The sequence below is a fragment of the Brevibacillus sp. NRS-1366 genome (assembly GCF_050467985.1).
The window spans coordinates 63290-86896 of sequence record NZ_JBITPN010000011.1; the positions used below are offsets into that span (position 1 = coordinate 63290).

Below are 23607 nucleotides of genomic sequence, written 5' to 3' on the forward strand. Positions count from 1 at the left end.
CTCCTTTCTCGTTCCTGTCTTTAGCGATAGTGAACACGCTTTGACATCACTAGGAAATGTAATGCCGTCAAAATGCCGACCAGGATCAACAGGATGACGGAGGCAGCAGAGGCAAGTCCGCCATTATAGAAATCCATCCCTTGCTGGTAAATGTAATAGACAAGCATGTTTGTACTATTGATAGGCCCGCCCTGTGTCATGATGGCGATTGTATCAAACGCCTGAAACGATGAAATCGTATTGATAATGAGCAAAAAGAAGATGGTCGGCGACAGCATTGGTACCGTAATGCGGGTGAGTGTCCGCCACCATGGCGACTGATCGAGCGCTGCCGCTTCGTAAATATCACCGGGGATGCTTTGCAGCCCTGCAATGAAAATCAGCGTATTGTAGCCGACACCTTTCCAGATGCTGACGATGATGAGGGAAAGAAGCGAGCTTTTCGGATCGGTCAGCCAGGTATACGCAGGCAGTCCCACCGCTTCCAGTGCTGCATTTAGCAGTCCGAATTGCGGGTCCATCAGCCACATCCACAGCATCGAGACCGAGACCAGCGAAATGATATGCGGACTGAATACCGTCGCCTGAATAATGCCATAAACCTTGGCCTTGCGATTCAGCCATAAGGCAAGGAGAAATGAGAGCGTCAATCCAACACCGACTGTAACGAAGGTAAAGATCGCCGTATTCCCCAGTACCTGACGAAAATCACCGTCTACGACCAGATCCCTGTAGTTTTGCAGTCCTACCCAATCCATTTCTTCTAGATTGATCAGCGACCAGTCTTGAAAGCTCAAATAGATAATGGAGCCAATCGGGTAAAAAAAGAACAGAATAAAACAGATCATTGCGGGCGCCAAATAGAGATACGGGCGAAGACGCGACGCGTGGTCAACCCTTGCTGCGGGTGAACGCACTTCTGTTTTCACCTGGAAGGCCCCCGGCAACTCCTGAGCAGTTGCCACTTTCCGCATCAGATCACTCCTCCTGCAACGGTCGACACATGCTCTCGTCCATTCAGACGACCTACTCGTTTTCCACTCACTCGGTCAAAGACATACATGTGGGGCCACGCGACGGTGACAGTGACGGTCGAACCCACCTGCCCGGCCACCTCGGTATCTGCCTTGACGATGATTCTTCCTTTTTCCGTTTCTACATGGAACAGCGTGTCCGAACCGAGTATCTCCCGAGAGACGACCTGCCCTCGTGCCACCCACATATCCTCTGCAGAAACCGGGGAGACAAAAGCAGGTAACAAAACTGCTTTTTCCGGGCGAAATCCCCATAGATGCTCGCTTTTTCCTTCTGCCGAAACAATGTTCATCGCCGGAGAACCGATGAATTGAGCCACAAACAGATTTTCCGGCTCCTGATACAGATCCATCGGTGCAGCCACCTGCATAATGTGGCCGTCGTTCATGACGACGATCTGATCGCCCATCGTCATGGCCTCTACCTGGTCATGCGTCACGTATATAAAAGTGCTGCCCAATTGTTTATGCAAGCTGGTCAGTTCCACTCGCATCTGATTTCGCAGTTTCGCATCCAGATTGGAGAGCGGTTCGTCCATCAAGAACACCTTGGGCTTTTTCACCATCGCCCTAGCCAATGCGACACGCTGTCTCTGCCCTCCGGAGAGCTGAGAAGGCTTTCGCTTGAGATAAGAAGACAACCCCACAATTTCTGCAATTTCCTCCACCAGTACTTGACACTCCTTCCTGGAGGTCCCGCGGTTTCGGAGGCCGTAGGCGATATTGTCGTACACGTTCATCGTCGGGTAGAGCGCGTAATTTTGAAACACCATAGCGACATCGCGCTTACCGGGCGGCAATTGATTTACCGACTGATCCCCGATCGTGATTTCCCCGCCAGACACCGTCTCCAGCCCGGCGATCATCCGCAATGTTGTTGATTTCCCGCACCCTGACGGCCCTACCAGAACGGTGAAGGAGCCATCTGGAATCACCAGATTCAGGCCCTTGACCACGCTTTGGTTCTGGAAGGTTTTCGTTACCTGCTCTAACACCACTCGTGCCATGTTTTTATCTCCCTCCCTTTTGTTTTTACAGCGAGCATTTCTGTGACAAATGCCTGGAAGTTGGGGTAGGTAAAATCGGGCTTTGCGTATGCCCATTCTTCCTGGCCGTACCACTCCAGCACAACTGCCTGGACCCCTGCTCCTACAGCAGCCAGCACATCGTAGCGGCTATCGCCGATCATCATGGCTTCACCCGGCTTTTTGCCCAGCTCGACCAACGCTTTTTGCACAGGCTCCGCTGAAGGCTTTCCTCTGGAAACGTCATCGACAGATACAATCGCCTCAAACAAATGATCAATCTCTGCCATTTCCAGACCTGCTACGGCAAATTCACGTTGTTTGTTCGTCACAATCGCAAGTAGGTACCCTGCTTCTTTCAATGTTTCCAACCCTTCGCGAACGAATGGAAACAGCCGCACATGCTGGGCATGATTCTGGCGTACATAGCCAAAATATTTATCCAGCACTTCTTTTTTGTCAGGAATGCCTGCCGCTGCCGCAACCGCTGCAAGGAAGTCGTCAAATGACTCTCCAAACCTCGCCAATAGCTCATCTCTGCTAAAATGCCCTGGAGCGTACTCTTCTGCGGTATAGGCCACCGCATCAATCACTGCATCACGACTGTCCAAGAGCGTACCATCCAAATCAAATAACAGCGCTGTAATCATCTATGAAACTCTCCTTCCACAATGAGGGGCTTCCGACCGAAACCGCAGTCGCACCATGCTGTAGCACTTCTTCCATCTGTTCCCGCTTGCGAAGTAAGCCTCCGGCGATAATCGGAGTGTCAAGCACATTTCTGTATTCTTCGATGTACTCTGGCAGCAAGGCAGGCATCAGCTCGACCGCGTCGGGCTGCGTATCCTGTACGGACTGCAAGCCTGATTTCAGCGAGTCGCTATCTACCAAAAACAATCGCTGGATCGTAAGCAGTCCTTGCTTTTTCGCCAGCTTGACCAGTGTGTTGCGCGTGGTCACGATGCCATCTGGCTTGACGTAATGAGCCAGAAAAGCGATGCCTTCGCGGTCGTAGCTGATTCCGCCAATTCTTTCGAGGTGAAGAAAAACGGGTATTTCTCTACTTTTGAAAAAATCCACGTAGCCTTTGATGACACCGATATTGCCAATCGAAAGCACAGCTGCACTCAAATTCGCCTCGGCCGCTTTCTCCAGGTACTTCGCCTCCTTTACGGAAGCAATGAGCTTGATTTTTGCCAGTCTGGCACGAAATTCTGTCTGATTCATTGCGTAGCCTCCTTTGTCCACGACAAAAAACCCTGCGACATGACAATGCCAAAGAACTCTCGATGAAAGTGCTTGGAAAGGCTGTCGGGGGTTTCTCCAGGGCTCCAACCGAAGGGAATTATTCACTTGTTACTTAGAATGGTACTTTAGAAGCGTTAAGAGAACATGAAGCGATTATTAAAAAAGGGAAAAGATCGTGTGAGGGTGGGCGGGCTTTGGTGGAGAAGAGGAAAAAGGAGAAAAAGCTCCGGCTTCTTGGGACACTTGCTTGGGGGTCATTCCTGTCCGGCTCCATTTCAAAAGTATTTAGCTAGGAATACAACACAATCATTTAGAATGTAAAAAAACACCCAGGATTCAAAGCGTCCTGGGTGCTCATAAATAAAATTAGGAAACAGATACCACTGCATCCAGCGCGATGAGCGCCTCGGCTTCGACCGCTTTTGCCATCGCATCTGTGTGGGGATTGTACGACTCCAACAGGTCTGCGTCGGCATACCCGTCAATGGCCAGAATGGAGCCCGCTTTCATGCCTCGCAAGGAGGCGATGACGAACAGGGCGGAGTTTTCCATCTCTACTGCGAGCACGCCTGCTTTTTGGTACAGCTTGTGCGGGAATTCCAGCACGCCATTGTAAAAAACATCCAGTGTCAGGGTGATTCCTTCTGCTACCTGTAATCCCGAAGCGTCGGCATTGGCAGCCCCCACGAGCGCATCGACGACCCGGCGATTCGCGATGGCCGGGAAGCCTGCGGGAACGAGCTGACTGGTCAGCCCGTCTTGACGTACGGCAGCAGAGCTGATGACGAGGCTGCCGGGCTCGATCTCGCGTTGATACGATCCCGCTGTACCTACACGGATAATGTATTCTACGCCACCCTTTGCCAGCTCTTCAAAACAAACGGCCGCTCCTGGTGACCCTACGCCGTGGCTGACGACTGCAACCTCTACACCCTTCCACGTTCCTGCATAGCTGTGGTACTCCCGATTCTCACCGATTTGCCGATGATCTTCCAGCTTGGAGGCAATCAGTGCCGCACGCTTTGGATCTCCGCATACGATCACGCGCTTCGGCAATTGCGCAGGATCTACCTTTAGATTGGTCAACATCTTAATCAAACTCCTTTATCTCCCATTCATCCTCAGGGATCGGCAAGGCCACGCCAGAGAACCGCCAAAGGAATGGGCCAAAAGCACATCATCGCGATCCAGATCAGCAAGCGGTACATTCGCCGTATAGTCATGGTCACCATGCAGCATGACATAGGAAGACTGGGGGGTTACTTTGATTATCTGCAAAAAATCACGAAAATGCACACCTGTGTACCGCAAGAACCTTATTTTGCTGGAAATGTTATTGCGCGTCAAGCATTTACATTATCAACAAAAACAGCTGCAGTTTACAAGGTGCAGCTGTTTCCTTATTCCGATTCAAAAACAATGTTTGGATGATGGCAATACCGGAATCTGTCCCACTGTTAAGGGTGACGGTGTATGTGCCTAAGTTAGGGACTTTGGCTGTCATTATAGCTGGTCGGTCTTGGAAGTTTTTATTTTTGAACTTGGATGAAAATACATCAGTTGATTTAACTACTTTCTCAAAATTGAACATCTTTTGGATAGTATTTATTTTTCTCATACTCTTCATCTGCCTCTCCCATCGGTATTCTCACCATCATTTCTTTGTTTACTGAATAATAATATATTAAGGCGATATCTTTCTGTTGATCACTTTTCGACTTTGAAGCTACTTTAACTGAATATGCTCCCAGCGGTTTACCTTCCTTATAAATGGTAGCTGGCTGAGGAAGTGATACCATTATTACTTTATAACCAATTTCTTCAGAGTCTTCTCTTGCTATCTGAGTAATATCCCGTAGTTTGTCGATTGTTTTTTCATCAAGTTGTAAGGCATCTATCGCAGCTATTTCAGGCACTTCCTTATTTGCAGAGCAAGCGGTTAAAAGAATGCAACTCAAAACAATTTTACACATCACGTTATGCTGTTTCAATTTAATTACTACCTTTCTGTTTAAAGGTTTATAAGTAATATTTTACCATTAATAATGTATAATAAAAATAAGCCTAACTGTTCACTTTTGAGCCAAAAATTCTTTCTTACTCTCATCAGTTGACTTACTAAAAAGTAAAAACATGCAATTTTAAACAAAAAAACAGAGATGTAGACCATCTCTGCAGGCTGTAGATAAACCCCCACTCTGAATTTCACAGATTGGAATGAAGAATTATTCTAGTAGAACGACTCCAAATTGCAAATGATTTTTCATTGTTGCTGATTCTTATTAATCCTTGTGAAAAGTCTGCTGCAGGCGATGGGACAATGTATTCAGCTCACCCAGCTCTTCGGTAATTTCCCGTACTTTTTGATGCTGGTTTTCTGCGGTGGCAAACAGCTCTTCCAGGTTGGCCACAGACTCTTCTGTCACGGCCGTAATGGTTGACATCTCCACCGCCACTTCACCAGAGCGCATTTTTACCCGATCCATGCTGGAACGCACTTGGTCAGCAGCCTCCAGGAATGCTACCATCCCCGTCCGTACCTCTTCAATAGAAGCAACTGTTTGAACGGCCAGCTCTTGTCCCTTGGCAACAGACACTTCCCCATTGCTGATCTGCTCAACTGCATTTTCGCTTTCCTGATGGAGCACTTTGAGAATCTCGGTTATTTCCTGGGTAGCAGTGGCGCTTTGCTCTGCTAACTTGCGGACTTCATCAGCAACTACAGCAAAGCCTCGTCCATGCTCACCTGCACGGGCCGATTCGATCGCAGCATTGAGCGCCAGCAGGTTCGTCTGCGTCGCAATTTGATTAATAGCGCCGACAATTTCCTCTACCCGATTGGCTTGACGGTTGAGCTGATGAATGGTCGATGCCGCCACATTAACAGACTGCACGATTTGTTCCATCTGCCGCGATAGTTCATTCATCATCATGACACTGTCTGTCAAACGGCGGTTGTTATGATCGGATTCGCTCTTCATCGCATTTGCCTGATGGGTTACGGCTACGATCTCCTGATCAATGGACTGCACCTCTTCTTCGATCTTGACCGTGGAGTTGGCCTGCGATTCCATCCCCGTCGCCACTTCTTTGAAGGCAACCATCATTTCATCTGTATTTCGTTTCGTACCTTCCGCGTGCTCGTGGACATGCTCGGTTGTACGATCCAGCTGATCCGTCATCAACTGGATTTGGCCCAGCATTTCCGCTAATCTCAGCTCCTTTTCCTCGGCTTCTTGGCGAGCCGCATTCGCTTTTGCTAGAGAAGCCTGTCCCGCCAGACAGAGATATGTCATTGCTCCAATCATCATCAGAATAGCGACAATCCGCAAAAACATATTCAGCTCAGAGTAATCTCCAGTGAATAACTCGTATGTACCTGTATAAAAGCTAACTACCGAAGTAATGATCTCGACAACTCCGGCAAAGACCACCAGCTTCCAATCCAAATAAGCCGCCAGAAAGCCAATCACGATAAATGAGAGAAAAGTCACCTCCTCATAAGGAGTAAAATGGTCAAATGAAATGGCATAAAACATGAGCCCGATCGCGACCAGGTAGCGAATGACACGGCTGCCTTTTCTAATGAAGTAATAAGGTGACACGATCAAGGTAACCAAGAGTCCCAGCGATGTCAGATTCCAAAAGTCGGCACCTGTCGCATAGGTAATAAGTCCCGCCAACCAAAGATGATTCCATAAGATAAAAATCATAAAGCCTTCTTTGTTCGTTAGCGTATTACGCACCAATTGAACCATAATCGCCCATCCTTTATCCGTTTATTTATTTATCGGATTTTTCCCCCATTATAAATCGAACTCTATTAGCAGATATGTGAAAAAAGTGAGAACAGCAAAAAACAATTTGGAATAGGCTGATAGTAAAAGACCCTTTTCTCATAACCAGGAAGAAAGGAACAAAAAAAGTGGAACTCAACCAATTGCCAGCCACCGTGCTGACGCGTACGATTACTCGCCTGGGCACCACCATCTACTATCCGCAACTGGCTGGACTTGCGAATCAACAGGCAGAAAAAGATATCAATAAGGCTATCTTGCAAACTGTCCATGGTTTGATTCATGAGCAGCAAAGAGTGCAAATACCCGGCAACACCCAGATGCAGGGAAGCTACGAGATCAAGTCCAATGAGAGAGGCATTTTCAGCGTAACGTTGACCAACTATGCCTATACTCCGCAAATGGCCCACGGCATGACTTTTATGGGGACAGTTACCGCCGATATCCAAACAGGCAAGCTGTACACCCTGCGGGATCTTTTCAAGCCCGGGAGCGATTACGTCAAAGTCATTTCGGATCATATCAAGCTGCAAATCAAAGAACGCAACATTCCCACGTTGAACGGCTTTACCTCGATTAAGCCGGACCAGGATTACTACATCGCCGATAAAGCATTGGTCATTTATTTTCAGCTGTACGAGATCACGCCTTACTATGTTGGTTTCCCCATGTTTCCGATCTCTGTCTATGATCTCGAATCGGTCATAGCCGAAACAGGACCGCTCAGTATTATGTCCGCCGACTAGCGGGGGGGTAATTCCCGCAAATAATAAGCTGATGCCTTTATTCCCAGGCATTGGCTTTTTTGTTGCCAGAGCTGACCATCTTCCTTTGACAAGTCCATCTATTACAAGAAAATACAATCTTATTCCAATCGAATAAACATTTACTTATATGAGTTGAACTGTTAGTATGTTATTTGTACATATTTACTTAAGCAACCAAGTTTATCATATATCGGACCAGCCGCCCTGGAGGTATGATATTCATGCATCATTACGGACACAAGATTAGTCAAACTGCCAGAGTCTTTAGTAAATCACTCAATGGAATCATGTCTCCGATGGGCTTATACAGCTCACAATGGGGGATTATTCTCTGCCTGCACTATCGTAATGCACTCACGCAGGTCCAGCTGAGCAATTATCTCAACGTGGAAGCACCGACGATCACCCGCACACTGACCCGATTGGAAGAGATGGGCTGGATTATCCGTTCAGAAGGTGACGATAAACGTGAGCGCTATGTCTCCTTGTCCCCTCAAGCGATCGAGCGTTTCCCGGAATGGCTGCAAGCCGCCAGTGATCTGGAAGCATTAGCTTTGCGGGATATAGATGAAAGTGATTTGGCGATCTTTAATCGTGTATTGAAGAAAATGAACGATAATTTGAGTTCCGTTTAAATACATCTTATTGTTCGGTCAGACTGTTGTGGAGGAGAGGAAAAAGGAGAAAACGCTCCAGATTCTTGGAACACTTCCTGTGGGTCATTCCTGTCCGGCTCCATGAAAAAAGCGAAACCGCGTCCAAAGTAGCCGTTCCGTGGGCTTCTCAGAGGTGGACGCTAAAAGCTTGTTTCTCTTTTTTCATTGCGCCTTGGTTGGTGTTCCAAAGATCTTCGCTTTTTTCTCCTTTTTCCTCGACCAGCTTTTGCTCTTCCAAACTGCTTTCCTTTTTGAGAGCTTCCAAAGGAGTTTCCTGGGGTGAGTAAAGCAAGTACCGGAAAGTTTAAGCAAGATTGCTTACATACGCTGAAGCAATTAAACTTACCTATCTGATAAAAAAGGCTATTACCCGGAGCTGCCATGCTCTGGGTAATAGCTTTTTGCTGGTATTCCAAAGCCGTTTGCCTTTGTCGATCTCGATCTTCTGGAGGAAAATGCCCAACAAATTGTTCTGCAAAGCAATGAGAAGTCCATTCGGATCGCTAGCAAATCACTTCGCAGTGTGGCTATTCTAAAACGCCTCTTGCAGCTGGATGACAGCTTTTCCGGGATCATGTGCTGCTCCGCTCCCGAGGTGACCCCATTTTTTTCTCCATGCCAAAGCCGGAGAGCGATGTGAACGCTTTGCACGACTTTATTGCGTTTCTGGTGGGAAAATCGTCGAGGAAGCAACCACCTATCGGGGGGATGGATTATGCTCACTGTGAAAAAAGAAGCCGGACGTTGGACATATTGGACGGGGAATGTCTCCAGCCACCCTAGGCAGTCTGCAAGGCCTCCATCATGTCGATCCTGACCTTCAGACGATTGAGGTCTGGGCGGGCACCAAATTAAAAGCACTCGGCGAGCTCTTGTATCAACAGGGCTTTTCCCAGGAAATCTGGGTGCACTGTCCAAGTAAAATTCATGCATGAGACGAGTGAGCCTCCGAGTACAAATCAACAATGGAGCTATCTTAAGAAGATGTTGATCGAAAACGGCCTATTCTGGATGCTTTCCGAAAGCTGCCGCCTGATTCCCTCCCTCTCCAAGCGTGTCAGCATGCTGTCTGCCCAAAGTGTCCCCTCTGTGGCCGAAAGCGGCTACAGCCACCAGCTGTTTGCTACCCCTCGCTTGGTACGCTTTTATGAAATGGAATACAGCACTCTGGGGAAAAATGCACGGCATGACACAGGAAGACTGCACCAGGTCTATCTCCGTTTGCAGGATTTTCTGGATGTACGTGCAAGGCTTGATCCCCAAGGACTGTTTGTAAATGACTATTTGGCCCGATTGTTTGGGATAGCTGTACACTAAAAAAACGCCTCCACCAGCTTGTCGGTTGGTAGAGGCGTTGCTGTTTGTTTGTCTCTTATCCTTCGGTTGGAAAATTCGGATGCTGTGCCTTCTTGCGACCATAACGCAAGTAATAGTAGAGATAGAATACACCCAAAGCACCGATTCCATAGTACAATCCAAAGCGCTGCGTCGCATCAAATATTGGGAAGAGCAGGATAAACGTGCACAATGCCAGACAAAGGAGCGGCATCACCGGGTAAAACGGTGCCACGAACTGCAGATCTTCTACTTTGCCTCCCTCACGCAAATATTGCCGGCGGAAATTGAATTGGGAGAGGGCAATGCCCATCCACGTGAATGTGACCGCAATACCTGAAACAGACATGAGCAGCACGTATACAGTGTCCGCCGCAAGCACACTGGTCAGAAGTGACAGCAGCGAGAAGGCCAATGTAGCCAACAAGGCGTTAAGCGGAACACTTCTCTTTGTCAATTTACCGAATACCGGATGTGCCATTCCACTATGAGAGAGTGCCCACAACAAACGAGTCGCTGCATACAGACATGAGTTCCCTACCGACAACAATGCTGTCAAAATAACGAAGTTCATGATATCCGCTGCAAACGGGATTCCCACTGCATCAAATACGGTCACAAACGGACTCTCCAATAGCCCCAGCTCGCTGGATGGAAAGAGAGCAGACAGGATCATAACAGAAGCCACATAGAACATGAGAATGCGAAAGACGATGTTGCGAATCGCTCGAGGGATATTTTTCTGCGGGTTTTCGGTCTCACCTGCAGCAATACCGATCAACTCTGAGCCCTGATAGGAGAACACAACGTTCATCATCGTGACAAAGACAATGGCAATTCCAAATGGAAAAAGTCCTCCGTCTGCTGAGAAGTTGGACAAGAAAGGAGCCGGCCTGCCTTCCATACTGACAAAACCGAAAATGGCACCTACTCCGACAATTATGAAGATGAGTACTGCCAATACTTTGATTCCTGCAAACCAGTATTCGGTTTCGGCAAAGCCTTTGGTTGTCAGAGCGTTAAAGATAAAGAGCAAGACAATAAACACGGCGCACCAGATCCATATCGGTGTATCCGGGAACCATCGTTGCATGACCATGCCTGCGGCGGTAAACTCTACACCAGCGGTAGTAGCTGATCCTAGCCAATACATCCAACCAAGCGTAAAGCCACTTGCCGGGCCAATGTATTTTGTTGCGTATGTTTGAAAAGAGCCCGTTACAGGCATTTTGACAGATAACTCGCCTAGGCACGTCATGACGAGGTACAACAGAATTCCCCCGACGATATACGCGAGCACCGCTCCACCTGGTCCAGCCTGATTGATGGTAAAGCCAGCATTCAAAAACAGTCCCGTTCCGATAACCCCACCCAGCGACAACATAAACAAGTGACGGCTCTTCATCGAACGTTGAAGTTGGGTATCTTTTTCATTCCCCGTGTTCATATGATCCCCCTCTTTCCCCAGCAGGTTGACGGAAAAATGAAAGCGCAGTCTTTTTTGGAGAGAGAACTGCCTGCACTAGAAGCGCAGGGACAGGCAGCTCAATCCACCATCTTGCTTGCGGAATTCGGACATATCCAACTCAATGACGTTGTAGCCAGCATCTGTGATCTGTTTTTTGGTGCTGTCGAATCCTTTAGGAATGATCACATAATCGTTGATATGGATGCAGTTAGCCGAATACTCTACTTCTTTTTCGACTACGATGTGCTTGTAGTTTTTGAAAGTCTCGGAGTTGATGAATTCTCCTGCGAGAACCACCGTGTCATTGCCCAAATAAGCAATACCTGTTTTCAGGTGGAAGAACTCTTCCAATTGCACGATTGTAACCTCATAGCCATACTTGGCCAAAATCTCGCGGAACTGAACAGCACCTTCTTCGTTTGTGCGTGTAGAAAGCCCGACATAAAAGTGGTTCTCTACTTGCATAACATCGCCACCATCGAGGAAACCAGGTGCTTTGATGTATTCGATCGTATCGTAGAAACGCGGAATGACTGTCTTCATATCCTCAATCTCGCCGTTGCGGCTATCTGCTCCTGGATTCGTAATGACAGCGCATTTTTCTGTCAGAACAGCCGTATCCTCCACAAATGTAGAATCCGGGAAACGCTCGTCTGCTTCCAGAACAGTCACTTCTAATCCGGTCTTTTTCAGAGCCTCTACATAAGCCGCATGCTGCTCAAGAGCGAGAGCGAGGTCCGGTTTGCCCAGATCAGATGTTGTCAGACCGTTAACGTAGCTGCTTCCTGGCTTCTTTACAATCGCACGTGAAAATTTCATCGTTGATATCTCCCTTCTTTTTGCCCATCATGTTATTGGTTTCGCCCTAGTATTGGCACAATCCGACAACGCTGCCTCCATTGCCGCGCGTAGACCTATAGCTAGAACGTTACTACCTGAAGAATTGAATAAATCGCTTTACGGCACTTCCGAATTGTTGGTTTTTTCACAATGCGGAATTAATTCTGTTATTCAAAATTGTACACTCCTAATGTAAAATAGTTTTAAATTTTTTGTCAACGTAATTTTATACGCTTTAAATTATGTTGATTCAGTGAAAGTATTCTGATAGATTGTTACTTGAAAAGGCCAGCGAGGCATCTCCAAGCCGTACTCTTGCAAAAGAAAGCCAGGGGGGAAATACGTTGGTACAATCCATTGACCGAGCAATGAGCATTATTCATGTACTGGTCTCTGACGAAAGTAAGACGCATTGGTCAATCTCGGAGATTGCCGAAGAGACGTCTCTCCCACTCAGTACGGTGCACCGTTTAATCAGCAGCTTGATAAAATATGGACTCATCATGCAAAATCCAGATACTAAGCACTACAAGGTAGGGTTTACCTGGATGGAAATCGGGCTTCGTCTTCTGGATAAAATCGATACCCGGGCCGTTGCACGCTCCGTCATGGAACGTTTGGCAGCAGATGTGAAAGAAACCGTCTACCTGAACATTCCTAACGGATCGAACTCGATTATTGTCGAGCGGGTGGAAAGCTCTATGACTGTTCGGATCATTGATAATCTAGGCGAGCGAATTCCCATGCATATCGGCGCCGCAAACAAGACCATCCTAGCGAATCTGGCCCCAAAGGAAGCTGAGAAAATCGTTTCCGGGCTGATCACAGACCCAGACAAACGTCGCGAGCTGCTGGATCGCCTGCCCGAGATCAAACAAAACGGATACGCCATCAGCTATGGCGAAAAAACAGAAGGAACTGCTTCTGTAGCCGCTCCCATTCTCGGATATAACCAGAAGGTTGTCGGGGCACTCAGCATCGGCGCACCTAGCTATCGGATCACCGATGAGCTCTTGGCCACCCTGATTGACAAAGCGCAACAAAGCGCCGCAGAGATCTCCCATAAAATCGGCGCATTCACCTAAATTTTTTTACCCACTAAGCGGAAAGAGTTTTCACCATACGGAAAACGGAGGCTATCATCATGCAAAAATGGCAAACAAAAGAACAGTTGGTTGATCTTCTATGCAATCTGGTAAACATCCCGAGCGTAACAGGCTCCGCAGCAGAGAAGGACTTGCCCGGCTATGTAGTTGACCAGCTGCGGACGCTCCCCTATTACCAGGCCAACCCGGATCACGTACGTGCCAATCCAACTGGAGACGAACGTCATTTTGTTACCGCCTTGGTGAAAAAGGAAGGCGTGCGCGACACCATCATCCTGGTTAGCCATTTCGATGTGGTTGATGTGGAAGATTACGGGGCTTGGCAAAAGCATTCTTTTGATCCAAAAACACTGACTCCGCTGTTCCAGCAGAATCAAGCAGATATGCCTGCCGAGGTACAGCAAGACCTGCGCACAGGCAATTGGCTGTTTGGCCGCGGTACGATGGACATGAAATGTGGTCTGACTCTCCACATGTCCATGATCGAACGAGCAATCGCTGGTGAATTCGATGGAAATATTCTGTTATTGACCGTGCCGGATGAAGAAGTAAACTCCGTCGGAATGCGCGCGGCTGTGCCTGAACTTTTGAAAATTGCGGAAGAATTTGATTTGGAGTATAAAACGGTACTCAACTCCGAGCCGATGTTTACCCGCTACCCTGGAGACCAAAATAAATATCTATACACAGGCTCTATCGGAAAGGTTTTGCCCGGTTTCCTCTGCTACGGAAAAGAAACACATGTCGGTGAACCGTTTGCAGGCTTGAACGGAAACTACATGGCTTCTCAGATCACATGCGAACTGGAGCTGAACACTTCTTTTTGCGAAGTAGTAGAGGGTGAAGCCTCCCCACCGCCAACCAACCTGATCCAAAAGGATTTGAAAAAGGAATATTCCGTACAGATTCCTCATCGTGCGGTTACCCTGTTTAACCTGTTCCTGTTGGAAAAGCAGATGGAGGAAGTCGTCAAGCCCCTTCTCGATACTGCTAAAAATGTAGCTGATCGCATTAAGCAAAACTATATCAAGCACGCCAGCCAATTCGCGAATTTCGCGCCATTCAATCCACGCGATTTGTCTATTTCTGTGATGACCTACGAAGAGCTGTACGCCTATGCGCTCAAAACCTACGGGGAAGAAAAGCTGAAACAACTAGAGGCCGACGTCATCGCGAGCCGTAATGACAAAGATGATCGCGATACAACCATCGAACTGGTTGATCAATTGGCGATTCTGTGCAAAGAGCTCTCCCCGATGATGATCTTGTTCTTTGCTCCGCCGTTTTATCCGGCCGTCAGCTCACGGAACCATCCGTTGATTATGCAGATTTCGTCGGAAATGGAAAGCTATGCGCGCGATCAACATGGGGTCACTCTGGTTAAACAAAACTACTTCGGTGGCATCTCTGACCTTAGCTACGTGGGACTTCAGTATCCCGCAGCATCGATGCAACCACTCGTTGCCAACATGCCGCTGTGGGACAATGGATACTCCATCCCGCTCCAGGAGCTCGAAGCATTTGACGTACCCGTGTTGAACCTCGGACCTGTGGGACGCGATGCTCATCAATGGACAGAACGCCTGGATGTCGATTATGCCTTCGACACTTTGATGGACATGCTGCCACGCTGCATACAGTCTTTGCTGAAACCTGAAATCAAAATCAATAACTGATGCTGCTGTTCATTCCCCTTCCTTTTTTCTATATAATGAAGAAAAAGATGTAGGAAGGGGTTTTCCATGTCTATGCAATTCGAGGCAAAGGAAAAAGGCTTTGTAAGCCATTTGTCTTATGGAGACTTACATGTATCCGGTGACGAAGAGTACGGTTTTCGTCCATTTCAATTGCTCGTTTCGTCGATTGCGGTATGCAGCGGCGGCGTATTGCGCAAGGTCTTGGATAAAATGAGAATGCCCTGCACGGATATGAAAGTAACTGCCGACGTAGAGAGAAATGAAGCGGAGGCGAACCGGGTGGAGAAAATTCATCTTCACTTCATTATTACAGGTGACAATCTTAAGGAAGAAAAAGTACAAAAGGCGATCGAAGCAGCAAGCAAAAACTGCCCGATGGTTCAATCTGTAAAAGGAAGCATTGTCGTAACGGAATCCTTTGAATTGATCTCTTGAGCGAAACGAGCTGTATCATTTTTAAGACGTCCATTATGTTCATCGTAGTTCCAAGTTAATGTGGTATACTTTCCGCCAAATTGTGCCAAACTGATATAAGATAAGGGAATTATTGATTTGTATCCGAATAACCCATGGCTGGTTAAGCCCATACTTTACAATTTGGACTCTTGATTCCTGAACGTAAGCCTATTATCCTTTTGAGATAATGGGCTTTTAAGTGTTATCAACTTCCGTAAATTCGAGTACTTCTAAAAGGTACGCATCCTTATCTATCAACAAAAAAATCCGCTTCTTTTCCATCGCAGAAAAGGGCGGATTTTTCCTATCCGATCTATTTCATTAGTTACTTACCGGCTGATGCTGCATGGCTTGCTGTTTTTTCTTTTTCCCCTCTGGAATAAGTACGTTCAGCAATACAGTAGCCAATGCACCGACGGTAATGCCGGAGGACAGAATATAATTCACGAAATCAGGTACACCAGCCAAAGCATCTTTCGGTAGGACAGTCACAGCCATCGTCAAAAGGATCGGCAGGCCAATCACCATCATCGTTCGATCATCAATGGAAATGTTCTGGATCACTTTGATACCATTTGCCACGATAGCCACACAGACAATCCCGAAAATACCGTTGATGACTGGCTCTGGTATACAGGTAATCGCAGCAGACAGCTTCGGTACCAATCCAAGAGCAATCAGGATCAAGCCGCCAGCCATGATCGCCATACGGCTCCCTACACCCGTTACAGCAATCAAGCCTGCATTGGAGGAATATCCGGTCGTAGGTGTACCTCCGAACAAAGCACCGACAAAGCAACCCAAGCCTTCACCGACAGCACCGCGATTCAGACGCTTCTCCGTCAGCTCGCTATCAGTAACAGTGGAAACGACAAACCACGTCCCCGTTGTTTCAATCATGATAATCATGTAAACAAACAGCATCGTCATAACAGCACTGAGATCAAATACAGGAGCGCCATAAGGGAAGAATTTTGGCAGGGAAAGCCACGCCGCTTGTCCGACTGAACTAAAATCTACCGTTCCAAAATAAGCGGCGGTAAGCGTACCTACCAAGATCGCGATCAGGACAGAAACGAGTCTAAAAAACGCACCTGCTACCTTTGCTCTTGTTCCCAGGAGCATGCAGACAACCAGAACACCAGCAGAGACAGCAGCGATGAAAATATTGGTCCAAATATCTCCTGGAGCTCGATAAATATTTCCCATCCCCGTCGGCATCAAAGAAATTCCTACAATAATAATGACCGTTCCCCCTACCAACGGAGGAATAAACTTCCGCACACCTTTAGCAAACCATTTCAGCGGGTATCCAAGCAGTGCCATGAAAAGCGCGCCGGGAATCAGGCTGCCAATCATAGCCGCCATGCCAAGCTTACTTCCAATTGCCGCTAAAGCACCGATAGGCACATAGGAAGGTCCTTGTACTACAGGTAAACGCAATCCCAAGCCAGTTTGGATCAACGTGCCAATACCCGTCGCGAGAAAACACATCTGAATAAAAAAGGAAGTACTAGAAGAGTCCATGGTAAGTAATCCAGCAATAATAATAGGAGCAATATACAGGTCCATAGCCAGTACGTGCTGCAAACCGAGTAAAAACGCCTTGCCGATACTAATTTTGTCATCGACGCCCACAACAAGTCCCGTACTTTCGCGATGTTGTTCCACTTTCTGATGGCCTCCCCAGGATTAATAATCGCTAATAACGAACATTATATCGCAGATTATAAGCCATAATTCCTAAACAAAGCAACTATTATCAAACAAAAACCGTAAAACAAATGGATAATGTTCGTGTTTTTGTTGACTTGCCTTCCACCCACCCGCTACAATAATGAAGAAACGGAATGTACATTAAAGGAGTGTCCGATAGATGATCGTGCAAGATGCCGTACTGCGTAATGAGTGGATTGTCGCCTGTCGTTCGACGGATGTCCAAGACCGGCCGGTTCAGGTCACCATTATGGGAGAGCGGGTCGTCCTCTTCCGCAACGAAGAAGGAATTCATGCGTTTAAAGACCTCTGTATTCACAGAGGCGCGGCCCTTTCGCTTGGCTGTGTTCGAGATGGCAAGCTGGTTTGCCCTTACCATGGATGGGAATATGAATCATCGGGAGCTTGTGTGAAGATTCCGCAGCTACCAGAGGATCAGGCCATTCCCGGCAAAGCTCGCGCTATTCCTTTTGGCTGTGCTGAGCGTTATGGCTTTATCTGGGTAAATCTCGGCAACCAGACACCTACGTTTTTTGCCTTGCCTGAATTCGAGGACGAGCGCTATCGCAATGTCATTTGGGGGCCACAGACAGTTTCCGCCAAACCTCCGCGTGTCGTAGAAAACTTCTTGGATGTTGGCCATCTGGCTGTTGTTCATGAAGGTTATCTTGGTGTTTCCACGCATACAGAGATCGGCGATTATCGCGTGCATCGCGGTGAGGACGGGGTCATTCGTACGGACGAGATCGCAGTGTTCCAGCCTGATCCTGACGGTACTGGACAAGCCAAGCACGTATACTATACTTATGAGATTCTCCGTCCACTGACGGTTAAATTCACCAAGCGCGACCAGGAAAATGGCAACATAATGTCTATCCTGCTGACAGTAATGCCGCTTGATGAGCAGCAAAGCGTCGCTTACGGTGTCCTCTCTTTCAATTACGAAACCAATCTGTCAGACGAGGAAATCAATAAGTTCCAGGATCTGATTTTCGCGCAGGACAAACCAATCGTTGAAAATCAGAAGCCAGAAGACCTTCCTCTCGATCTGCAAGTAGAACTATCGCTTAAATGCGACCGCGCCAGCATCGCATATCGCCAGTATTTGACCGAGATGGGCGTCAAGCTGGGTACGGCCTAAGACTTCACTCATAACGATACACAAAGGACCCACCAGCCATCTTCGGGCCAGTGAGTCCTTGTTTGTACAGTTAGGAATTTATAAAATGCCTATCCAGTATAAGTGCAACCGCGGCTCCGCCAAAAGGCATGGCGTAGCCAGGTTTTCTAATTGTCCAGCTATAAAATCGGGGATAAGAGCCGCGTCAATGATTCCTGTATACGCGAACGCAGCGGTCTGTTCAGGTACTCTTCGATCGTTATTTCCCGGCAATCCTCCAAATCCGTCATGAACAAATCCTCTAGCTGCTGAGCCATTTGCGTATCGTAGAGAAACGCATTGGTCTCAAAATTGAGCTTGAAGCTGCGAATATCAACGTTTGCGGTACCCACAGAAGACAATTGCGTGTCCACTACCATGGTTTTGGCGTGCATGAAGCCCTTTTCGTAGAGAAAGCAGCGTACCCCGCTCTTCAATAGCTCCCCCAGGTAGGAATGCGTAGCCCAGAACACCATCAAATGATCGGGACGTCCGGGAACCATCACGCGTACATCTACGCCAGACATCGCTGCCATTTTTAGCGCGGTCAGCATACTGTCATCCGGGATGAAATAAGGAGTTTGCAAGTATATCTTCTTTCTAGCCTTATAAATCATCTTCAAAAAGGCGTGCTTAATTTGCTGCTTTTCTGAGTTGGGGCCGCTCGATACAATCTGGACGCCAACATCACCTGGCGCCTCATACATTTCCGGGAAATAGACGAACGATTCTTGCATTCTTTTCGGCGCAGAAAGGTTCCAGTCCAAGAAAAAGCGTGCCTGTAGCATGTAAACCGCTTTCCCTTCAATCTGCAGATGGGTGTCTCTCCAATATCCGAGCTTCTGGTCCTTGCCCAAGTATTCATCACCAATGTTAAAGCCACCGATGAATCCTACCTTTCCATCAACAATAGTCAGCTTCCGATGATTACGAAAGTTGACCCGGAAGTTAAGAAAAGGAATAGAAGAAGGGAAAAAGGAGACGACTTGGCCCCCCGCAGCAATTAAAGGTCGGAAAAGCCGGGAAGGAATGCCTGTTGAGCCCACTGCATCGTACAGCAGCCTGACTTCCACACCTTGCTGCGCCTTTTTAACCAACAAGTCGATCAGCTTCTTGCCCAGCTCGTCATTTCTCATAATGTAGTACAGCAGATGGACGTGCTCACGAGCCCCTTCAATTTGCTTGAACATGGCATCAAATAAACTGTCCCCCTCAAAAAACATCTGGACCGAATTATCCTGTGTATAATAAGCCCCGTCACTCACGACATTCATGTAAATCATGTCGCGGTGTCTCTCCATAGCCGGGTCATTCACATAAAAATCGCCTTTTTCGAGTGCTTGCTTTTGTTTATCGACAGCCGCTCGGAAATGGGAGAACTCCCCCTCTTTCAGCCGATACAGCTTTTTTTTGCTTAATTTTTGACCGAAAACAAGGTAAAGGATAAATCCAACCCCCGGCAAAAACAGTAGCACCATCAGCCATGCCCAGGTTGCCGCAATGTTGCGCCTCTCCATAAAAATGAGGACTGCGGCCAAGATCAGATTGCCTATTGTAATGACCACAACAATTTGCTCCAGCAACAACATTACACCACTTCCGCCCTTAGGATATCTCCCATTTTACACCATCTTCTTCCGGGATTCATCCTTGGGTGTCAACGAAAGTGATTTACTTGCCCAAGAGCTGCCCGCTTTTCATGATTAACTGATCATCCAGGTAAACATCTGGTTCTTTGACTACCAGGTCAATATGGACCCCAGCGACAATCGTTCCGCCAAACGTATTGTTGCTTCCAAAAGCTACGTGAATGGTTCCGTACACCTTCTCGTCTTCGAGGACGACTCCTGTGATACGCGCTTTGTCGTTGGTACCGATTCCGAATTCAGCCAGCATGCGGCCATCCTGCTCCCCGAGAATTTGCAGGAGGCGCTCAGCCGACGTTCCCTCTGCGTCTGTAATCCGTCCGTTTTGGAGCGTCAACAAGAGCGGCGTATCGATTTTGCCAATGCCAGAGATAGAACCGTCCACGAGAATTTGCCCTTCAGCAGTACCCTCCAGTGGTGCAATATAGGCTTCCCCTGATGGCAGGTTGCCCGATTCACCCGGGTTTACATACATGCCTGTGCTAGGTACCCCATTCCTACCTGCGATGGAAAAGCTAAGCGATTTCCCTGCTTTTTCAATTCGCACGGTGCTCGCCTGCGTCAGCAGCTCTGTTACTTGCTCGGTCAAGATTTTGACTTGCGCATAATCTGCCGAAATCGCCCCCTGAAGGAACATGTCTGCGGTAATTCCCGGCATGGTAGCGAGTCTTGTCCCGTTTGCTGCGGCTTCTTTTCGCGCTTTTGTATGTGTCAAGGAATGCTCTGTTACACAAACGACTACATCGGATTGCTTCATCGCCTCTGCAACGGCTACAGGAGGCTCCTGACCAGACTTTTCTCGTTCTTTCATGACCACCAGCACCGCTTCTGCGCCCAGCTGCTTACCGGCCTCCCATAGCGCTTCTCCGAGTTCTCGTTTCGGTTCGTCAGCTACGACCAAAAACGACTCTCCTGCTTTCAGCGCCATACAACTTGTCAATATACCTTTGCTCGTCTCTATCAATTTCACGACTCATCATCCCTTCTATTTACGCACAACTGCCTATCCTTGATTATTTCCACCTTTTCCTGCACCCATTTCTTCTTTCGTTATTTTACGAGGCAGCTCCTGCTCCACTGGCATTTAACGAAATTTTCTTGATTTTTTACCCAAAACGGGTATGATAGAATTACCAAATACATATGAAGAAGACAATGGGGTCTTTTTTTTGCGCAGGGGTGATTGCGTGGAGAAGGCCCCTTTTTATGTGGGCCGGATTTCCGAATGAAATGAGAGCGTTTTCAAAACAGAGCTTGCCAACAGATACATAGAGACAAGGGGATGACAAACATGTTACACGCTCACGCAAATCGACGCTTTTGGTGGCTAAGTCTGCTGCTCGTCGTAGCCCTATTCACAGCTTTGACACCTGCAGCGGCCAAGACTGCAACCACCACCACACAGGTGCTCGACAAGGGGAAATGGGCACCTGCCACTTACCAGGCTGTACAAGAATTAATTGAAAAAAACGGGATAAACAGTCCTTCTTACCATGCTTCCAAAAAGCCGTATGCCGTTTTTGACTGGGACAATACGAGCATTATGCATGACACCGAGGAAGCTCTCTTTGTCTATCAAATTCATCATCTCGCTTACAAGCTTACACCTGAGGAATTCGGCAAAGTGATCCGCACGAATGTGCCGGAGGGTCCTTTTGCTGATAGCTATCAAAATGCAGACGGCAAACCCGTAACATTAGACGCCGTCGCCTCCGACCTCGTATCGGATTACACTTACCTGTACCAAAACTACAAGGGCCTAAAAGGAACCAAATCGCTAGAAGAAGTGACTGCAACGGAGCAGTTTGCGGACTTCCGCGCAAAGCTGTACTTCCTCTATGAGGCTATTAACGAAACACACAGCAACACGATTGGCTATCCATGGGTACTCTACCTTTTCACCAACATGACAATTGACGAGGTGCACAAGCTCGCGGAACTCTCCAATGACGCTAGTCTGGGCATGGCCATTCAAAAGGTTACCTGGACAAGCCCGAAAGCACTAGCCGGCAAAGCTGGCGTGATAACCGCTTCCCATACAACAGGACTGCGCCTGACCTCAGAGGTCGCCAATCTGATGAACACGCTGCGTGCAAATGGCATTGATGTATACGTCGTATCCGCATCCCTGGAGGACGTCGTGCGTGTCTTTGCTACTTTGCCTAAATACGGCTACAATCTGCCATCAGAAAATGTTATTGGCATGCGCCTTGAGACGCAAAATGGCGTAATCACAAACAAGTACCTGCCCAACTACCCGATAACGGTAGGTCACGGCAAAACAGAAGTCATCCAGTCCATACTGGAGAAAAAATACGGACACGGCCCCATTCTCATCGCTGGCGACAGCAACGGCGACTTTGAAATGATGACCGAGCTGGGCAGCGTAAAGCTCGTATTGGTTGTCAACCGTGTCAAAGGTGGGAAAATCGGTCAGCAGGCGGCTAAAGGCGCCGAGCAGCTGGGCAAAGCCAATCCATCCGTTGTCCTGCAAGGTCGCGATGAAAACACTGGCATGTGGATTCCGAATGAAGCTACGATCAAGCTTGGCAAAACAGAGCCGCAGTTGGTAGCGAAGTAACATTCATCCGCTCTATAAGCAAAAAACCGCCCGGCATGCATTTGGGCGGTTTTTCGTTTTCTTGCATTACGAGGGGTGGCCACATACGCCAGCGAGGTTTTGATCGTTTCTATGATTTATTGAACAGCCACTTTCATGACAGCACGTACGGAATCAGCCGATTTGTCCAGAGCCGTTTTTTCGGCTGCTGTCAGGTCCAGCTCGATTACTTTCTCGATTCCACCCGCTCCGAGCAGTGTCGGTACGCCCAGGTAGAGATCGTGATAGCCGTATTCCCCTTCCAGATAAGCGATGGACGGCAGAATGCGCTTTTTGTCTTTCAAAACTGCTTCTGTCATTTGCACCAGGGAAGCCGCTGGAGCGTAATACGCAGAACCGTTGCCCAAAAGGCTGACGATTTCTCCGCCGCCCTTGCGTGTTCTCTCAACGATTGCGTCCAGTCGGTCTTGTGGAATCAATTTATCCAGAGGGATCCCGCCTGCATAGGAGTAGCGCAAAAGCGGCACCATATCGTCGCCGTGTCCGCCCAGCACAAAGCCGGTTACATCCTCGACCGAAACGTTCAGCTCCATCGCCACGAACGTGCGGAATCGAGCTGTATCAAGCACGCCAGATTGACCGATTACGCGGTTTTTCGGGAAGCCGGATGTTTTGTAGAAGGTGTACGTCATCGCATCTACAGGGTTGGAGAGGATCAGCACTATTGACTGTGGTGCATATGTTTTCACTTGCTCGGCTACCGAACGCATGATAGAAGCATTAGTCGCTACGAGATCATCACGGGACATGCCAGGCTTGCGTGCGATACCAGCAGTGATAATGACGATATCAGCGCCTTCGATATCTTTGTAATCTGAAGTTCCTACGATAGTGGAATCAAAGCCTAATACTGGCGCAGATTCCATCATGTCAAGTGCTTTCCCTTTGGTTGGGTTCTCGAGCTGCGGGATATCCACGAGTACAATGTCAGCCAGTTCTTTTTGAGCCAGGATGAACGCTGTTGTTGCTCCTGTAAAGCCACTACCGATCACTGCTACTTTTTTTCTGCGAAAGGTCATGACGAATCCTCCTCGTGT

23 protein-coding genes are annotated in these 23607 nt (G+C 47.9%); 9 read left to right on the forward strand and 14 right to left on the reverse strand.

What is annotated here, in order from left to right:
• Positions 1–20: 20 nt before the first annotated feature.
• The 8 genes from ACIFQN_RS05875 to ACIFQN_RS05910 form a co-directional block, all read right to left on the reverse strand.
• Positions 21–974 (reverse strand): carbohydrate ABC transporter permease, encoded by a 954-nt coding sequence (locus ACIFQN_RS05875; protein ID WP_429832112.1) that lies wholly within the window; start codon positions 972–974, stop codon positions 21–23.
• Positions 974–2041 (reverse strand): ABC transporter ATP-binding protein, encoded by a 1068-nt coding sequence (locus tag ACIFQN_RS05880; protein ID WP_429832113.1) that lies wholly within the window; start codon positions 2039–2041, stop codon positions 974–976. Before ACIFQN_RS05880 ends, ACIFQN_RS05875 begins: the two co-directional genes overlap by 1 nt.
• A complete protein-coding gene (locus ACIFQN_RS05885) occupies positions 2023–2709 on the reverse strand; it encodes an HAD family hydrolase (RefSeq protein ID WP_429832114.1) in 687 nt (228 codons plus the stop codon). The genes ACIFQN_RS05880 and ACIFQN_RS05885 overlap by 19 nt, the downstream gene beginning before the upstream one ends.
• Positions 2687–3286, reverse strand: a complete 600-nt coding sequence (locus tag ACIFQN_RS05890) for a glycerol-3-phosphate responsive antiterminator (protein ID WP_429832115.1) — start codon at positions 3284–3286, stop codon at positions 2687–2689. The genes ACIFQN_RS05885 and ACIFQN_RS05890 overlap by 23 nt, the downstream gene beginning before the upstream one ends.
• Before the next feature lie 387 nt (positions 3287–3673).
• On the reverse strand, positions 3674–4396 hold the full coding sequence (locus tag ACIFQN_RS05895) for a nucleoside phosphorylase (RefSeq protein WP_429832116.1): 723 nt from the start codon (positions 4394–4396) through the stop codon (positions 3674–3676).
• 15 nt (positions 4397–4411) lie between these two features.
• A complete protein-coding gene (locus ACIFQN_RS05900; protein ID WP_429832117.1) occupies positions 4412–4603 on the reverse strand; it encodes a molybdopterin-dependent oxidoreductase in 192 nt (63 codons plus the stop codon).
• Positions 4604–4884: 281 nt separating this feature from the next.
• Positions 4885–5298, reverse strand: a complete 414-nt coding sequence (locus ACIFQN_RS05905) for a hypothetical protein (RefSeq protein ID WP_429832118.1) — start codon at positions 5296–5298, stop codon at positions 4885–4887.
• Between the two features lie 291 nt (positions 5299–5589).
• Entirely contained in the window at positions 5590–7065 is a 1476-nt protein-coding gene (locus tag ACIFQN_RS05910; protein WP_429832119.1) for a methyl-accepting chemotaxis protein, read from the reverse strand.
• A 167-nt stretch (positions 7066–7232) separates the two neighbouring features.
• Between ACIFQN_RS05910 and ACIFQN_RS05915 the strand changes: the two genes are divergently transcribed.
• From ACIFQN_RS05915 to ACIFQN_RS05930, 4 genes are all read left to right on the forward strand, one after another.
• Positions 7233–7850 (forward strand): DUF3298 domain-containing protein, encoded by a 618-nt coding sequence (locus ACIFQN_RS05915; protein ID WP_429832120.1) that lies wholly within the window; start codon positions 7233–7235, stop codon positions 7848–7850.
• A gap of 242 nt (positions 7851–8092) precedes the next feature.
• Positions 8093–8506, forward strand: coding sequence for a MarR family winged helix-turn-helix transcriptional regulator (locus tag ACIFQN_RS05920; RefSeq protein ID WP_429832121.1), 414 nt, complete (start codon positions 8093–8095; stop codon positions 8504–8506).
• 785 nt (positions 8507–9291) lie between these two features.
• A complete protein-coding gene (locus ACIFQN_RS05925) occupies positions 9292–9462 on the forward strand; it encodes a hypothetical protein (RefSeq protein ID WP_429832122.1) in 171 nt (56 codons plus the stop codon).
• The gene (locus ACIFQN_RS05930) at positions 9455–9844 is read left to right on the forward strand and encodes a D-arabinono-1,4-lactone oxidase (protein WP_429832123.1); all 390 of its coding nucleotides are present in this window, start codon (positions 9455–9457) and stop codon (positions 9842–9844) included. Before ACIFQN_RS05925 ends, ACIFQN_RS05930 begins: the two co-directional genes overlap by 8 nt.
• 55 nt (positions 9845–9899) lie before the next feature.
• Here the strand turns inward: ACIFQN_RS05930 and ACIFQN_RS05935 are convergent, their stop codons facing one another.
• Together ACIFQN_RS05935 and ACIFQN_RS05940 are read right to left on the reverse strand one after the other, a co-directional pair.
• Positions 9900–11309 (reverse strand): amino acid permease, encoded by a 1410-nt coding sequence (locus ACIFQN_RS05935; RefSeq protein ID WP_429832124.1) that lies wholly within the window; start codon positions 11307–11309, stop codon positions 9900–9902.
• Between the two features lie 75 nt (positions 11310–11384).
• Entirely contained in the window at positions 11385–12149 is a 765-nt protein-coding gene (locus ACIFQN_RS05940) for a dimethylarginine dimethylaminohydrolase family protein (RefSeq protein ID WP_429832125.1), read from the reverse strand.
• A gap of 365 nt (positions 12150–12514) precedes the next feature.
• Here ACIFQN_RS05940 and ACIFQN_RS05945 point away from each other — a divergent pair, with 365 nt between their 5' ends.
• The 3 genes from ACIFQN_RS05945 to ACIFQN_RS05955 all read left to right on the forward strand — a co-directional run bounded on the left by ACIFQN_RS05945 (position 12515) and on the right by ACIFQN_RS05955 (position 15408).
• Entirely contained in the window at positions 12515–13255 is a 741-nt protein-coding gene (locus ACIFQN_RS05945) for an IclR family transcriptional regulator (protein ID WP_429832126.1), read from the forward strand.
• Between the two features lie 59 nt (positions 13256–13314).
• Positions 13315–14952: a M20/M25/M40 family metallo-hydrolase gene (locus ACIFQN_RS05950; protein ID WP_429832127.1), complete on the forward strand. Its 1638-nt coding sequence runs from the start codon at positions 13315–13317 to the stop codon at positions 14950–14952.
• Positions 14953–15024: 72 nt separating this feature from the next.
• Entirely contained in the window at positions 15025–15408 is a 384-nt protein-coding gene (locus ACIFQN_RS05955) for an OsmC family protein (protein ID WP_429832280.1), read from the forward strand.
• Between the two features lie 342 nt (positions 15409–15750).
• Here ACIFQN_RS05955 and ACIFQN_RS05960 read toward each other — a convergent pair whose 3' ends face one another.
• On the reverse strand, positions 15751–17100 hold the full coding sequence (locus ACIFQN_RS05960) for a uracil-xanthine permease family protein (protein ID WP_429832128.1): 1350 nt from the start codon (positions 17098–17100) through the stop codon (positions 15751–15753).
• Positions 17101–17305: 205 nt separating this feature from the next.
• On the opposite strand from ACIFQN_RS05960, the gene ACIFQN_RS05965 reads away from it, so the two are divergent.
• Positions 17306–18286 (forward strand): Rieske 2Fe-2S domain-containing protein, encoded by a 981-nt coding sequence (locus ACIFQN_RS05965; protein WP_429832129.1) that lies wholly within the window; start codon positions 17306–17308, stop codon positions 18284–18286.
• A gap of 158 nt (positions 18287–18444) precedes the next feature.
• Here the strand turns inward: ACIFQN_RS05965 and cls are convergent, their stop codons facing one another.
• Entirely contained in the window at positions 18445–19893 is a 1449-nt protein-coding gene (gene cls, locus ACIFQN_RS05970; RefSeq protein ID WP_429832130.1) for a cardiolipin synthase, read from the reverse strand.
• Between the two features lie 82 nt (positions 19894–19975).
• Complete coding sequence (locus ACIFQN_RS05975) at positions 19976–20920, reverse strand: aminopeptidase (RefSeq protein ID WP_429832131.1); 945 nt, start codon at positions 20918–20920, stop codon at positions 19976–19978.
• A 321-nt stretch (positions 20921–21241) separates the two neighbouring features.
• Here ACIFQN_RS05975 and ACIFQN_RS05980 point away from each other — a divergent pair, with 321 nt between their 5' ends.
• Positions 21242–22531 carry a haloacid dehalogenase-like hydrolase gene (locus ACIFQN_RS05980; protein ID WP_429832132.1) on the forward strand — a complete coding sequence of 430 codons (1290 nt, stop codon included), beginning with the start codon at positions 21242–21244 and terminating at the stop codon, positions 22529–22531.
• Between the two features lie 116 nt (positions 22532–22647).
• Here the strand turns inward: ACIFQN_RS05980 and mdh are convergent, their stop codons facing one another.
• Positions 22648–23589, reverse strand: coding sequence for a malate dehydrogenase (gene mdh, locus ACIFQN_RS05985; protein ID WP_429832133.1), 942 nt, complete (start codon positions 23587–23589; stop codon positions 22648–22650).
• Positions 23590–23607: the final 18 nt, after the last annotated feature.

Bases quoted from the DNA above. Each gene is read 5' to 3' on its own strand.
- ACIFQN_RS05875 (WP_429832112.1), bottom strand. From the start codon at position 974: ATGCGGAAAGTGGCAACTGCTCAGGAGTTGCCGGGGGCCTTCCAGGTG.
- ACIFQN_RS05880 (WP_429832113.1), bottom strand. From the start codon at position 2,041: ATGGCACGAGTGGTGTTAGAGCAGGTAACGAAAACCTTCCAGAACCAA.
- ACIFQN_RS05885 (WP_429832114.1), bottom strand. From the start codon at position 2,709: ATGATTACAGCGCTGTTATTTGATTTGGATGGTACGCTCTTGGACAGT.
- ACIFQN_RS05890 (WP_429832115.1), bottom strand. From the start codon at position 3,286: ATGAATCAGACAGAATTTCGTGCCAGACTGGCAAAAATCAAGCTCATT.
- ACIFQN_RS05895 (WP_429832116.1), bottom strand. From the start codon at position 4,396: ATGTTGACCAATCTAAAGGTAGATCCTGCGCAATTGCCGAAGCGCGTG.
- ACIFQN_RS05910 (WP_429832119.1), bottom strand. From the start codon at position 7,065: ATGGTTCAATTGGTGCGTAATACGCTAACGAACAAAGAAGGCTTTATG.
- ACIFQN_RS05920 (WP_429832121.1), top strand. From the start codon at position 8,093: ATGCATCATTACGGACACAAGATTAGTCAAACTGCCAGAGTCTTTAGT.
- ACIFQN_RS05925 (WP_429832122.1), top strand. From the start codon at position 9,292: ATGTCTCCAGCCACCCTAGGCAGTCTGCAAGGCCTCCATCATGTCGAT.
- ACIFQN_RS05930 (WP_429832123.1), top strand. From the start codon at position 9,455: ATGCATGAGACGAGTGAGCCTCCGAGTACAAATCAACAATGGAGCTAT.
- ACIFQN_RS05935 (WP_429832124.1), bottom strand. From the start codon at position 11,309: ATGAACACGGGGAATGAAAAAGATACCCAACTTCAACGTTCGATGAAG.
- ACIFQN_RS05940 (WP_429832125.1), bottom strand. From the start codon at position 12,149: ATGAAATTTTCACGTGCGATTGTAAAGAAGCCAGGAAGCAGCTACGTT.
- ACIFQN_RS05950 (WP_429832127.1), top strand. From the start codon at position 13,315: ATGCAAAAATGGCAAACAAAAGAACAGTTGGTTGATCTTCTATGCAAT.
- ACIFQN_RS05955 (WP_429832280.1), top strand. From the start codon at position 15,025: ATGCAATTCGAGGCAAAGGAAAAAGGCTTTGTAAGCCATTTGTCTTAT.
- ACIFQN_RS05965 (WP_429832129.1), top strand. From the start codon at position 17,306: ATGATCGTGCAAGATGCCGTACTGCGTAATGAGTGGATTGTCGCCTGT.
- cls (WP_429832130.1), bottom strand. From the start codon at position 19,893: ATGTTGTTGCTGGAGCAAATTGTTGTGGTCATTACAATAGGCAATCTG.
- ACIFQN_RS05980 (WP_429832132.1), top strand. From the start codon at position 21,242: ATGTTACACGCTCACGCAAATCGACGCTTTTGGTGGCTAAGTCTGCTG.
- mdh (WP_429832133.1), bottom strand. From the start codon at position 23,589: ATGACCTTTCGCAGAAAAAAAGTAGCAGTGATCGGTAGTGGCTTTACA.